Origin of the sequence: Mesorhizobium sp. M0276 (assembly GCF_040321755.1) — a bacterium.
Classification (GTDB): domain Bacteria; phylum Pseudomonadota; class Alphaproteobacteria; order Rhizobiales; family Rhizobiaceae; genus Mesorhizobium.
This window is the reverse complement of the sequence record NZ_JAMYSC010000001.1, coordinates 160,450-172,546: the sequence shown is the minus strand read 5'-3', so window position 1 is coordinate 172,546 and position 12,097 is coordinate 160,450. Positions and strand designations below refer to the sequence as shown.

At 63.1% G+C, this 12,097-nt stretch carries 11 protein-coding genes; 9 read left to right on the top strand and 2 right to left on the bottom strand.

The window, feature by feature from the left end:
- The first annotated feature begins 3 nt into the window (after positions 1 to 3).
- From NKJ01_RS00845 to NKJ01_RS00805, 9 genes are all read left to right on the top strand, one after another.
- A complete protein-coding gene (locus NKJ01_RS00845) occupies positions 4 to 1,515 on the top strand; it encodes an aldehyde dehydrogenase family protein (protein WP_352725262.1) in 1,512 nt (503 codons plus the stop codon).
- Between the two features lie 58 nt (positions 1,516 to 1,573).
- Positions 1,574 to 2,827, top strand: coding sequence for an ABC transporter substrate-binding protein (locus tag NKJ01_RS00840; protein ID WP_031260305.1), 1,254 nt, complete (start codon positions 1,574 to 1,576; stop codon positions 2,825 to 2,827).
- An 89-nt stretch (positions 2,828 to 2,916) separates the two neighbouring features.
- On the top strand, positions 2,917 to 3,873 hold the full coding sequence (locus tag NKJ01_RS00835; RefSeq protein WP_023759717.1) for a carbohydrate ABC transporter permease: 957 nt from the start codon (positions 2,917 to 2,919) through the stop codon (positions 3,871 to 3,873).
- A complete protein-coding gene (locus NKJ01_RS00830) occupies positions 3,870 to 4,814 on the top strand; it encodes a carbohydrate ABC transporter permease (RefSeq protein WP_023759716.1) in 945 nt (314 codons plus the stop codon). Before NKJ01_RS00835 ends, NKJ01_RS00830 begins: the two co-directional genes overlap by 4 nt.
- 4 nt (positions 4,815 to 4,818) lie before the next feature.
- Positions 4,819 to 5,934: an ABC transporter ATP-binding protein gene (locus NKJ01_RS00825; protein ID WP_023759715.1), complete on the top strand. Its 1,116-nt coding sequence runs from the start codon at positions 4,819 to 4,821 to the stop codon at positions 5,932 to 5,934.
- A gap of 5 nt (positions 5,935 to 5,939) precedes the next feature.
- A complete protein-coding gene (locus NKJ01_RS00820; RefSeq protein ID WP_352725258.1) occupies positions 5,940 to 7,439 on the top strand; it encodes a GMC oxidoreductase in 1,500 nt (499 codons plus the stop codon).
- Complete coding sequence (locus NKJ01_RS00815) at positions 7,436 to 8,194, top strand: 3-ketoacyl-ACP reductase (protein WP_352725256.1); 759 nt, start codon at positions 7,436 to 7,438, stop codon at positions 8,192 to 8,194. The genes NKJ01_RS00820 and NKJ01_RS00815 overlap by 4 nt, the downstream gene beginning before the upstream one ends.
- 12 nt (positions 8,195 to 8,206) lie before the next feature.
- The gene (locus NKJ01_RS00810; RefSeq protein WP_352725254.1) at positions 8,207 to 9,835 is read left to right on the top strand and encodes a GMC family oxidoreductase; all 1,629 of its coding nucleotides are present in this window, start codon (positions 8,207 to 8,209) and stop codon (positions 9,833 to 9,835) included.
- A gap of 18 nt (positions 9,836 to 9,853) precedes the next feature.
- A complete protein-coding gene (locus NKJ01_RS00805; RefSeq protein WP_352725252.1) occupies positions 9,854 to 10,168 on the top strand; it encodes a Dabb family protein in 315 nt (104 codons plus the stop codon).
- Positions 10,169 to 10,271: 103 nt separating this feature from the next.
- Here the strand turns inward: NKJ01_RS00805 and NKJ01_RS00800 are convergent, their stop codons facing one another.
- Together NKJ01_RS00800 and NKJ01_RS00795 are read right to left on the bottom strand one after the other, a co-directional pair.
- The gene (locus NKJ01_RS00800) at positions 10,272 to 11,117 is read right to left on the bottom strand and encodes an EamA family transporter (RefSeq protein ID WP_352725250.1); all 846 of its coding nucleotides are present in this window, start codon (positions 11,115 to 11,117) and stop codon (positions 10,272 to 10,274) included.
- The gene (locus NKJ01_RS00795; protein WP_352725248.1) at positions 11,114 to 12,016 is read right to left on the bottom strand and encodes an endonuclease/exonuclease/phosphatase family protein; all 903 of its coding nucleotides are present in this window, start codon (positions 12,014 to 12,016) and stop codon (positions 11,114 to 11,116) included. Before NKJ01_RS00795 ends, NKJ01_RS00800 begins: the two co-directional genes overlap by 4 nt.
- Between the last annotated feature and the right edge of the window lie 81 nt (positions 12,017 to 12,097).

The following is a 12,097-nucleotide window of genomic DNA, read 5'->3' as shown; positions in this document are numbered from 1 at the left end:
CACATGAACGCACCTCTCAAGATTTCCATGCCGGTCGAGGCGTCCACGGCGCCAAAGGCGTACAAGCTGCTGATCGACGGCAAGCATGTCGATGCCCGCGACGGCCGCACAATTGCGCGCCAGAGCCCCGGCCACGGCTTCACCGTCTCGCACTATGCGCGGGCCGGCGAGGCCGAAGTGGAAGCCGCTGTGCAGGCTGCGCACAAAGCTTTCGAAACGGGCCCATGGCCGCGAATGAAGGCTGCTGAACGTGCCGCGATTCTGCTCAAGGCGGCCGACTTGATCGAGGCGCGGCTCGAAGACATCGCCCGGCTCGACGCGCTGGAATCCGGCAAGCCGATTGCTCAGGCGCGCGGCGAGATCGGCGGCGCCGTCGACATCTGGCGCTACGCCGCCTCGCTCGCCCGCACGCTGCATGGCGAATCCTACGCCAATCTCGGCGATGCCATGCTGGGTGTCGTGTTGCGCGAGCCGATCGGTGTCGTCTCGATCATCACGCCGTGGAATTTCCCCTTCCTGATCGTCAGCCAGAAACTGCCCTTCGCGCTCGCCGCCGGCTGTACGGCGGTGGTCAAGCCGAGCGAAATGACCTCGGCTTCCACCTTCGTGCTCGGCGACATCCTGATGCAGGCCGGCCTTCCTGCCGGCGTCGTCAACATCCTCGCAGGACTCGGCGCCGATGTCGGCGCCCCGATGGTCAGCCATCCGCTGGTCGAGATGGTGTCGTTCACCGGTTCGACCCGCGTCGGCAGGATGACGATGGCCTCGGCCGCGCAGTCGCTGAAGAAAGTCTCGATGGAACTCGGTGGCAAGAACGGCCAGATCGTTTTCCCCGACGCCGACCTCAAGGCGGCCGCCGACGCGGCGGTGTTCGGCGGCTTCTTCAATGCCGGCGAATGCTGCAATGCCGGCAGCCGGCTGATCGTGCACGAGGCGATCGCCGACGATTTTCTCGACGCCGTCAAGGCGCTCACCGCTAGGGTGACGGTCGGCGATCCGCTCGATGACAAGACCAAGGTCGGCGCGATGATTTCATCCGACCATTTGGCCAAGGTCGCCGGTTACGTGGCAGCAGCCGCGGCCGAAGGCAGCAGCGTCTACAGCGGCGGCAATCAGCTGGCCTCCAATGCCGGCCAATACCTCGATCCCACCATCATCCGCGGCGTCACCGAGGATATGGCCATTGCGCGCGAGGAAGTGTTCGGCCCGGTGCTCTCGGTGCTGACTTTTGGATCGATTGAAAAGGCGTTGCACATCGCCAACGACACGCCCTATGGTTTGTCGGCGGGCGTGTGGAGCGCCAGCATCGACACTTGCATGTCGATAGCGCGTGGGGTGCGTTCGGGGACCGTCTGGGTGAACACATTCATGGAAGGTTATCCCGAGCTGCCTTTCGGAGGCTACAAGCAGTCCGGTCTCGGACGCGAACTCGGCAAACGCGCCGTCGAGGACTATACCGAGGAAAAGACAATCCAGTTTCATCGCGGCCAACGCACCGGATGGTGGGTCGGCTGAGTTGAGAAGAACCCGGTGGGCCTCCACCGGTCGTGTAATGAAACAAGGGAGGAAGTACATGTTGCGCAAACTGCTTATCGGAACGGCTCTCGCATCGGGTCTGGCTTTCGCGGCCCATGCCGCGGACGTCAAGGAAGTCCAGATGCTGCATTGGTGGACGTCGGGCGGCGAAGCGGCTGCTCTCAACGTCCTAAAGGGCGACCTGGCCAAGGAAGGCTATGCCTGGAAAGACGTGCCGGTGGCCGGTGGTGGCGGCGACGCTGCCATGACCGCGCTGAAGGCGATGGTCGCGGCCGGCAATTACCCGACTGCCTCGCAGATGCTCGGCTACACCGTGCTCGATTATGCGGCGGCCGGCGTCATGGGCGATCTGACCGAGACGGCGAAGAAGGAAGGCTGGGACAAGTCCGTTCCGGCAGCCCTGCAGAAGTTCTCGGTCTACGAAGGCAAATGGGTCGCGGCTCCGGTCAATGTCCACTCGGTCAACTGGCTGTGGATCAACAAGGCCGTCATGGACAAGATCGGCGGCACCGAGCCGAAGACCTTCGACGACTTCGTTGCCCTGCTTGACAAGGCCAAAGCAGCAGGCGTGATCCCGCTCGCTCTCGGCGGCCAGAACTGGCAGGAAGCCACCATGTTCGACTCGGTCGTGCTGTCGACCGGCGGACCTGAGTTCTACAAGAAGGCCTTCAACGATCTCGACGACGCTTCGCTCAAGTCCGACACGATGAAGAAGTCGTTCGACAACCTCGCCAAGCTCGTCACCTATGTCGACCCGAACTTCTCGGGCCGCGACTGGAACCTTGCCACCGCCATGGTCATCAAGGGCGATGCCCTCGTGCAGGTCATGGGCGACTGGGCCAAGGGTGAGTTCCACGCCGCCAACAAGACCCCGGGCACGGACTTCCTGTGCTACCGCTTCCCGGGCACCGACGGCTCGGTGATCTACAACTCCGACATGTTCGGCATGTTCAACGTTCCGGACGACCGCAAGGCCGCCCAGATCGCATTGGCCACCGCTACCCTGTCGAAGAGCTTCCAGTCGGCCTTCAACGTCGTCAAGGGTTCGGTTCCGGCTCGTACCGACGTTCCGGACACCGACTTCGACGCTTGCGGCAAGAAGGGCATCGCCGACCTGAAGGCTGCCAACGAAGGCGGCACGCTGTTCGGTTCGCTGGCCCAGGGCTATGGCGCGCCTCCAGCGGTCGCCAATGCCTATAAGGATGTCGTCTCCAAGTTCGTCCATGGTCAGATCAAGACCTCGGACGAGGCCGTGACCGAACTGGTCAAGGCCATCGACGACGCCAAGTAAGCGCAACACAAGAAAACGCCTTCCCCGCTCCGGTGGGGAAGGCTCCGATCCGCGAAACCGGTTGGTCGCGCGTCGACGGGAGGAGCTTCATGAGCACGGTAGCGACAAGCCAGATCAAGCTGACGCCGGAGCACGCACGCCCGCGCGCCTCGGTGCGCTCGCGCCTGCAGGACGCGCTGCCGAAGATCGTGCTGGCGCCGAGCTTCGCCATCACCATCGTCTTCGTCTACGGCTTCATCCTGTGGACGATCTATCTGTCCTTCACCAATTCCAAGACCTTCCCGTCCTATGCCATCACCGGCTCGCGTGCTTATCAGCGGCTGTGGGGCTGGACCTTCGACACCGACCCGCCATCGAGCTGGTACACGTCGATCACCAACATGGGCATTTTCGGTTTTCTCTACATCTTCATCTGCCTGGCGCTCGGCCTGTTCCTGGCCATCCTGCTCGATCAGAAGATCCGCGGCGAAGGCGTGCTGCGGCCGATCTATCTCTACCCGATGGCGCTGTCCTTCATCGTCACCGGGGTTGCCTGGAAATGGTTCCTCGATCCCGGCCTCGGCCTCGAGCAGACCTTGCATCAATGGGGCTGGACGAGCTTCCATTTCGACTGGATCAAGAACAAGGATTTCGTCATCTACACGGTGGTCATCGCCGGTGTCTGGCAGGCCTCTGGCTTCATAATGGCGATGTTCCTGGCCGGTCTGCGCGGCATCGACGGCGAGATCATGAAGGCGGCGCAGATCGATGGCGCCACCACCTTCCAGCTCTATCGCCGCATCGTCATCCCGCTGCTGAGGCCGATCTTCCTGTCGGCCTTCATCGTGCTCGCGCACCTCGCCATCAAGTCCTACGATCTGGTGGTGGCGCTGACCAGCGGCGGCCCCGGCGGCTCGGCCTGGCTGCCGTCCAACTTCATGTATGAGTACACCTTCAAGCGCAACGAGATGGCCGTCGGCTCGGCCAGCGCCGTGATCATGCTGATGACCATCATCGCCATCATCGTGCCCTATCTCTATTCGGAACTCAGGGAGAAGCCGCGATGAGCGCCGTCACCACTCCCGCCCGTCAGGCCTCAGGCGGCGTCAACGTCAAGCTCATCAACCGCGTCGTCATCTACGGGCTCTTGGCGCTGTTTGCGCTGTTCTACCTGATGCCGCTGTTCGTCATGCTGGTGACCTCGTTCAAGACCATGGAAGAGATCCAGAACGGCAACATGCTGGCGCTGCCGCAAGCGCCGACCTTCGACCCATGGATAAAGGCGTGGAGCGAAGTTTGCTCGGGCCTGACCTGCGTCGGCATGAAGGGCTATTTCTGGAACTCGATCAAGATGGTGGTTCCGGCAGTCATCATCTCGACCCTGCTCGGCGCGCTCAACGGCTATGTGCTGACAAAATGGCGCTTTCGCGGGGCGACGCTGGTGTTCGGGCTGATGCTGTTTGCCTGCTTCATCCCGTTCCAGTCGGTGCTGTTGCCGATGGCGACCATCCTTGGCAGCATCGGCCGTTTCGGCGTGACTTTGCAGAATGCGACCGGAACGAGCTTCGGCCTCGGTAATTCGACAGTCAACCTTGTCTTCGTCCACGTCGTCTACGGCATCGGCTTCACCACGCTGTTCTTCCGCAACTACTACGAGACGTTCCCAACCGAACTGGTCAAGGCGGCGCAGGTCGACGGGGCAAGCTTCTTCCAGATCTTCCGGCGCATCATGCTGCCCAACTCACTGCCGATCATCGTGGTGACGGTGATCTACCAGTTCACCAACATCTGGAACGACTTCCTGTTCGCCTCCGCCTATGCCGGCTCCGGCGACGTAATGCCGATGACGGTGGCGCTCAACAACGTCGTCAACACCTCGACAGGCGTCGTCGAATACAACGTCAACATGGCGGCCGCGATGATCGCCGCGCTGCCCACCCTTCTCGTCTATGTGCTCGCCGGCCGCTATTTCGTGCGCGGTCTGATGGCTGGCGCCGTCAAAGGATAATCTGATGGCTTTTCTGGAAATTGATGGTCTGCGAAAGCGCTTCGGCCAGGTCGAAATCCTCAAGGGGATAGATGTCGAGCTCGAGAAAGGCGGCTTCCTGGTGCTGGTCGGCCCGTCCGGCTGCGGCAAGTCCACGCTGCTCAACACCATCGCCGGGCTGGAGACGATCACCTCGGGCGAAATTCGCGTCGACGGCCGCCAGATCAACGATCTGCATCCCTCCAAGCGCGACATCGCCATGGTGTTCCAGAGCTACGCTCTCTACCCGAACATGACGGTGGCCGGAAACATCTCGTTTGGCATGGAGATGCGCGGCGTGCCGACGGCGGAGCGCCAGAAGGCGATCGACAAGGTAGCCAAGGTGCTGCAGATCGGTCACCTGCTGCAGCGCAAGCCGAGCCAGCTTTCCGGCGGCCAACGCCAGCGCGTCGCCATGGGCCGGGCCCTGGTGCGCGACCCCAAACTGTTCCTGTTCGATGAACCCTTGTCCAACCTCGACGCCAAGCTTCGCGTCGACATGCGCATCGAGATCAAGCGCCTGCACGCCACCACCGGCACCACCATCGTCTACGTCACCCACGACCAGATCGAGGCGATGACGCTGGCGACCAAGATCGCTGTCATGCGCGACGGCGAGGTACAGCAGTTCGGCACCCCGGCCGAAATCTACAACAACCCGACCAATCTTTTCGTTGCCGACTTCATGGGGTCGCCGGCAATGAACCTGATCCCGGCGACGATTGGCACCAACGGCAACGCGCTGTCCGTCGTGCTCCAGCGCGAGGCGCGCGCGCCGATCAACCTGCCGATGGCCAATGCACCGGCCGGCCTGTCGGCATTCCAGGGCAAGCCGATCATCTTCGGCGTCCGCCCTGAAGCGCTGACCGATCCGGAAGGCGCCGAACGCAACGCCTCGAACATAGCCACGGCCGACTGCCATATCGAGGTCGTCGAACCGGCGGGCTCCGATACCTTCGCAGTCACCAATCTCGGAGGCAAGGGCGTGGTGGCTCGGCTGCGTGCCGACGCCAACATCCAGCCGGGCACCAACACGCCGCTCGCCTTCAACCTGACAAAGGCAGTGTTCTTCGATCCGGCGACCGAGAGCCGCATTCGCTGACGGCCATGACAAGTCCGGACATCGTCATCATCGGCTCCGGCATAGGCGGCGCAACGATCGCCTGCGGCCTTGCCGGAAGCGGCGCCTCGATCCTGATGTTGGAACGCGGTGTGCCGTTGCCGGCGACGCCGCATGCGCGTGACACGCGTTCGATCTTCGTCAACGGCCATTACCGGCCGAAGGAGATGTGGCGCGAAGCCGGAGGTGCTGCCTTCAATCCCGGCAACTACTACTATGTCGGCGGCAATTCGAAATTCTATGGCGCTGTGTTGATCCGCTACCGCAAGGAAGACTTTGCCCCCATGGAGCATTTCGGCGGCGTCTCGCCGGCCTGGCCGTTTTCCTATGAGGAGTTCGAGCCCTGGTATTCGAAAGCTGAACAGCTGTTTCGCGTCCGCGGTGCACTGGGCGAAGACCCGACAGAGCCGTTCCACTCGATCCCGTATGCCTACAAGCCAGTGCCCGACGAGGCACCGATTGCCCGCGCCCGCGCCGAACTCAAGAGTCTTGGCCTGCATCCGGCATCATTGCCGCTCGGCGTCGACATCGACACCTGGCTGAAGGAGGGCAGGACCGGCTGGGACGCGTTTCCCAATACCGGTCAGGGCAAGGTCGACGCGCAGACCGGACCGCTGACGGTGGCACTTGCAGACAGCAATATCCAGCTCGAGACCGGCGCCTACGTCGAATATCTCGAAGCATCGACAGATGGCACAACCATCGCTGCAATTCACTATCGGCAGAATGGCGAGGCGAAGAAGGTCACGCCGAAGCTGGTCATCCTCTCCGCGGGTGCGGTCAATTCCGCCGTCATCCTGCTGCGCTCGCCCTCGCCAGACGGCAAGGGCCTCGCCAACCGCTCCGATCAGGTCGGCCGCAATTTCATGAACCACAATTCGAGCGCCATGCTGGCGATCGACCCGCGCCGCCGCAACGATGCCGTCTACCAGAAGACGCTGATGCTGAACGACTACTATTTGTCAGACGGCAAGGGTGGCAAGCCGCTCGGCAATGTCCAGCTTCTCGGCAAGATCGACGGCAACATGCTGAGGGCCAATGTAAAGTTCGCGCCGAAATTCGCGCTCGATTTCATGGCTCGTCATGCGGTCGACTGGTACCTGATGTGCGAGGACCTGCCCGATCCGGAAAGCCGCATCATGGTCGACGGCAAGGACATCGTCATGCAGTGGCGGCGTTCCAACATGCAATCACTCGATGGATTGACCAAGGTGATGCGCGAGAACTTCCGCGCCTGCGGTTATCCCCTGGTGCTGTCGCGGCCTTTCGACAAGCGCACCCCTTCGCACCAGTGCGGCACGGTCAAGATGGGCGATGATCCGGCGACCGCGCCGCTCGACCCTTTCTGCCGGTCCTTCGACCGCCGAAACCTGTTCGTCGTCGACGGCAGCTTCCTGCCGAACTCGGCCGCCGTGAACCCGGCCCTGTCGATTGCGGCACAAGCACTGCGCGTCGCCGACCATATCCGCAAGACGGAGCTCCAATGACCCGGCCATCTGCCATCGTCACCGGCGGCGCGCGCGGCATCGGATTGGCCTGCGCCGAGGCGCTCGCGGATGCCGGCTTCGACATTCTGATCGCCGATCTTGCCGAACAAGCGCCGGATGGTCTTGCTACTAATATCGCCGGCCGAGGCGCGAAATTCGCTTATATCCCTTGCGACATCGCCGATCTCGCCAGCCACACCACGCTTGTCGATGCCGCGACGCGCGCCTTCGGCCGCATCGACTGCCTGGTCAACAATGCCGGCGTCGGCGCTGCCGTGCGCTGTGACCTGCTGGACCTCAAACCGGAAAATTTCGACCGAACGCTGGGCATCAATCTGCGCGGCACCGTCTTCCTCAGCCAGGCCGTCGCCAAGGCGATGCTGGCCACCTCCGGCGATCAGAGATCAATCATAACCATCACCTCTGTAAGCGCCGAAATGGCCTCACCGGAGCGGCCGGACTACTGCATCTCGAAGGCCGGGCTTTCGATGTGGGTGAAGAACCTGGCGCTGCGGTTGGCGCCCGAAAACATCGGCGTCTTCGAGGTGCGACCCGGCATCATCCGCACCGACATGACATCCGGCGTGGCCGCCAAATACGATGCGCTGATCGACGGAGGGCTGGTGCCGGCCAAACGCTGGGGCGAAGCCTCAGACATCGGTGCGGTGGTGGCGACGCTCGCCGGCGGCAAGCTCGGCTTTTCGACCGGCTCGATCATCAATGTCGACGGCGCGCTCTCCGTGCCGCGATTGTAAGTGGACAGTGTCATGACCGACTACATCATCGTGGGCGCCGGTCCCGCCGGCTGCGTTCTGGCCAACCGGTTGAGCGAGGATCCGGGCAATTCGGTCCTGCTGCTGGAGGCCGGCGGCAAGGACTGGCATCCCTATATCCACATGCCGGCCGGCTTCGCCAAGATGACCAAGGGCATTGCCTCCTGGGGCTGGTCGACGGTGCCGCAGAAGCACATGAAGGATCGCGTCTTCTGGTACACGCAGGCCAAGGTGGTCGGCGGCGGCTCGTCCATCAACGCCCAGATCTACACGCGCGGCAATGCCCGCGACTATGATGCCTGGGAGAAGGAAGAAGGTCTCGCCGGCTGGGGGTATCGCGACGTGCTGCCTTACTTCAAACGTGCCGAGAACAACCAGCGCTACGCCAATGATTTCCACGGCGACCAGGGCCCGCTCGGCGTGTCGAACCCGATTTCGCCGCTGCCGATCTGCGAGGCCTATTTCCGTGCCGGCCAGGAAATGGGCATCCCCTTCAACCCGGACTTCAATGGCGCCAGCCAGGAGGGCGTCGGCTACTACCAACTGACCCAGAAGGACGCCCGGCGCTCCTCCGCCTCGGTCGCCTATCTCAGACCGATCCGCTCCCGCAAGAACCTCACCGTCAGGACCGATGTGCTGGTGACGCGCATCGTCGTCGAGAAGGGCTGCGCCATCGGCGTCGAAATCGTCGACAAGCCAGGCGGCGAGAAGAAAATCTTGCGGGCCGAGCGCGAGGTGATCGTCTCCTCCGGCGCCATCGGCTCGCCGAAATTGTTGATGCAGTCGGGCATCGGTCCGGCCGATCATCTGAAATCGGTCGGCGTCACGCCGGTTCACGACCTGCCAGGCGTCGGCTCCAACATGCAGGATCATCTTGATTTATTCGTCATCGCCGAATGCACCGGCGACCACACCTATGACAACTACGCGAAGCTGCACCGCACGGCTTGGGCCGGCCTGCAATACCTGCTGCTGAAGAACGGACCGGTGGCCTCCAGCCTGTTCGAGACCGGTGGCTTCTGGTACGCCGACCCGACTGCCGCTTCGCCCGATATTCAGTTCCATCTCGGTTTGGGCTCCGGCATCGAGGCCGGCGTCGAGAAGCTGAAAAATCCGGGCGTCACTTTGAACTCGGCCTTCCTGCGCCCGCGCTCGCGCGGCACGGTGCGGCTGAAGAGTGCAGATCCCGCCGATCACCCGCTGATCGATCCGAACTACTGGTCCGATCCCTATGACCGCGCCATGTCGATCAAGGGGCTGAGACTGGCGCGTGAGATCATGCGGCAGAAGGCGCTCGCCCCCTATGTGCTGCGCGAGGTGCTGCCCGGTCCATCGCTCGCCAGCGACGATGAACTGTTCGACTACGCCTGCCGCAGTGCCAAGACCGATCACCACCCGGTCGGCACCTGCCGCATGGGTCATGACGACATGGCTGTCGTAACACCGGATCTGCGGCTGCGCGGCGTCGAGGGGCTGCGCGTCTGCGACGCCTCGGTGATGCCGCGCGTCCCCTCCTCCAACACCAATGCGCCGACCATCATGGTCGGCGAAAAGGGCGCCGACCTGATCCTCGGCCGCGAGCCGCTGCCGCCGGCTGTGTTTTCCGGAAACCGAGCCGCTTAGCCACCTAAGGAGCAAGAAATGATCAGGCACTGTGTGTTCGCTAGATTCCGCAATGATGTTGGCGACGGCGAACGCAAGGCGATCCATGCCGATCTTGAAGCGCTGCGACAGGTTATCGACGGCATGGACGCGGTAAATTTCAGCGCCAATGTCAGCCCGGAGCCGTTCGCGCGCGGCTTCACCCACGGCTTCACCATCGACTTTCGCGATGCCGCCGCGCGCGACGCCTATTTGGTGCATGAGGCGCATCAGCGCGCCGGCGCAAGACTGGTCGCGGCGCTCGAAGGCGGCACGGACGGACTGATGGTCTTCGACCTTAGGATTGCTCCTTAAGACAAGATGCTCACCTTCAATCGAAAAATTGGGGCACATTTGTAGATGTGCCTGGTTTCGTCGCCCCATTGGTGAAATGGGTGATCGCGAGACGACACCTGGACTAACCGAGCCTGAGCGCAACGACACCGGCGACGATGCTGAGCGCGGCGGCACCGCGCCAGCCCGTCATCTTCTCGCCGAGCGCGAAGACCGAGATCATCATGGCAAACAGGATCGAGGTCTCGCGCAGCGACGCCACCGAGGCGATCGGCGCCTTGGTCATCGCCCACATCACGATCCAGTAAGCCGCGCCGCTGAGCACGCCGGTGAACAGTCCTGCCTTCCAGTCGCGCGCCAGCACCGGCAGCGCCTTCGGCCCACGGAAGATAAGGCACAGCAGCAAGGCGCCAAAAGCATCGCAGATGAACAGCCAGGCGGCATAGCTCTGCGCCGTGGCGGCCAGCCGTGCGCCGCTGCCGTCCGACAGTGTGTAGCTGGCGATGAAAATCGAGGTGGCCAGCGCAAAGCCGACCGCGCGCAAGTTGATCCTCTCCAGATGCGCACCGCCGCGAAACGACATCACCAGCGTGCCGGCCGACAACAGAAAGATACCCAGAATGGCAAGCGGGGCCGGAACCTCGGCGACGACGAACATGCCGCCAAGCGCCGCCAGCAGCGGTGCGGTGCCGCGCGCCAGCGGATAGGTCTGGGCGAAGTCGCCGGCCCTGTAGGCGCCGATCAGGAAAGTCCGGTAGCCCATGTGGAAAAACACGGAGGCGATAATGTAGGGCCACACTTGCGCTTTCGGCATTTCGACGAAGGGCAGCACCAGGAGGGCCGCGGCACCCATGCCCAGCGTCATCAGCGTGATCGACAGGAAGCGGTCGAGATGAACCTTGACCAGCGCGTTCCAGATCGCATGCATGGCGGCGGCCGCAAGCACTGCGAAGAAGACGAAAAGTGTCATGGGGCGAAGCCGGGTGTTTCCAGATCGATGTCGACCCGGAGCGGGAAATGGTCCGACGCAACCTCGCCGATGTCGGCGCTGATTGAACGCACGCGCCCGGCTAGCATGCCGCCGACGAAACAATGGTCGAGCCGCCGCCTTGCCACCTTGCCGTCGATGGTCTTCACATGGGTGTGGAAGTCCGGGACCGGCTCGCCGGCCACGGCAGCGGCATCGACGAAGCCGTCGAGATAAGCAGCATCGCGATGGTAGGGCGTGCTGCCGACGATGCGATGGTATTCGGCACTGCCCGGTTCCATGTTGAAATCGCCCATCCAGATCGCCGCCAGCGGGTTCTCCGGCTCCGCTTCGCCGCTGGTCCAGTTGCGCGTGGGCTCGTCGTCGACGCCGCTCCACGGCCCGCCATCGGACGGTGCCCGGCGGTGCGCGGCCATGAGGTAATCGATCTGCTCCAGCCGCTCTTCGACCGCGATATGGGCGAGATGCAGCGAAACCATCCGCACCGGGCCCGCTGGCGTGCGGATCATGCATTCGAGTGCCGCATTGCGCGTGTTGAGTGGCCGCAGCGTACGGCGCATCGGCAGCGCATGCAGTCGCGACCAGACGATCGGCAGCTTCGACAGCACCATGGTGCCGAACTGCCGGCGCCGGTTGACCAGGCGGCCGTCGCGCCGCTCGCTGGCATCCATGTCGAAAGCTGGGCCGTAAACCCAGTGATAGCCCGGCAGCAGGCGCGAAAGCAGTTCCGGCTGGTCGTCGAAATTGCTGCGCTGCCAGTGCCGCTCGACCTCCTGCAAGGCGATGATGTCGGCGCCGGCAACGATGCCTGCGGCGCGCGACAGATCATAGCGGCCGTCGCCGCCGAACCCGTACTGGATGTTGTAGCTGACCAGCTTCATTGCTTATCCGGCTCAATGTTGAATGGCAGTAGCGGTTCGGCAGATTGGTTGCAATGTACCGGGCGAGCGACGGGGCTGGGC

What these genes read in the sequence shown, in the direction of transcription:
- NKJ01_RS00800 (WP_352725250.1), bottom strand. Translation starts at nt 11,117, where the DNA reads ATGACACTTTTCGTCTTCTTCGCAGTGCTTGCGGCCGCCGCCATGCAT.
- NKJ01_RS00835 (WP_023759717.1), top strand. Translation starts at nt 2,917, where the DNA reads ATGAGCACGGTAGCGACAAGCCAGATCAAGCTGACGCCGGAGCACGCA.
- NKJ01_RS00825 (WP_023759715.1), top strand. Translation starts at nt 4,819, where the DNA reads ATGGCTTTTCTGGAAATTGATGGTCTGCGAAAGCGCTTCGGCCAGGTC.
- NKJ01_RS00845 (WP_352725262.1), top strand. Translation starts at nt 4, where the DNA reads ATGAACGCACCTCTCAAGATTTCCATGCCGGTCGAGGCGTCCACGGCG.
- NKJ01_RS00805 (WP_352725252.1), top strand. Translation starts at nt 9,854, where the DNA reads ATGATCAGGCACTGTGTGTTCGCTAGATTCCGCAATGATGTTGGCGAC.
- NKJ01_RS00810 (WP_352725254.1), top strand. Translation starts at nt 8,207, where the DNA reads ATGACCGACTACATCATCGTGGGCGCCGGTCCCGCCGGCTGCGTTCTG.
- NKJ01_RS00815 (WP_352725256.1), top strand. Translation starts at nt 7,436, where the DNA reads ATGACCCGGCCATCTGCCATCGTCACCGGCGGCGCGCGCGGCATCGGA.
- NKJ01_RS00830 (WP_023759716.1), top strand. Translation starts at nt 3,870, where the DNA reads ATGAGCGCCGTCACCACTCCCGCCCGTCAGGCCTCAGGCGGCGTCAAC.
- NKJ01_RS00795 (WP_352725248.1), bottom strand. Translation starts at nt 12,016, where the DNA reads ATGAAGCTGGTCAGCTACAACATCCAGTACGGGTTCGGCGGCGACGGC.
- NKJ01_RS00820 (WP_352725258.1), top strand. Translation starts at nt 5,940, where the DNA reads ATGACAAGTCCGGACATCGTCATCATCGGCTCCGGCATAGGCGGCGCA.
- NKJ01_RS00840 (WP_031260305.1), top strand. Translation starts at nt 1,574, where the DNA reads ATGTTGCGCAAACTGCTTATCGGAACGGCTCTCGCATCGGGTCTGGCT.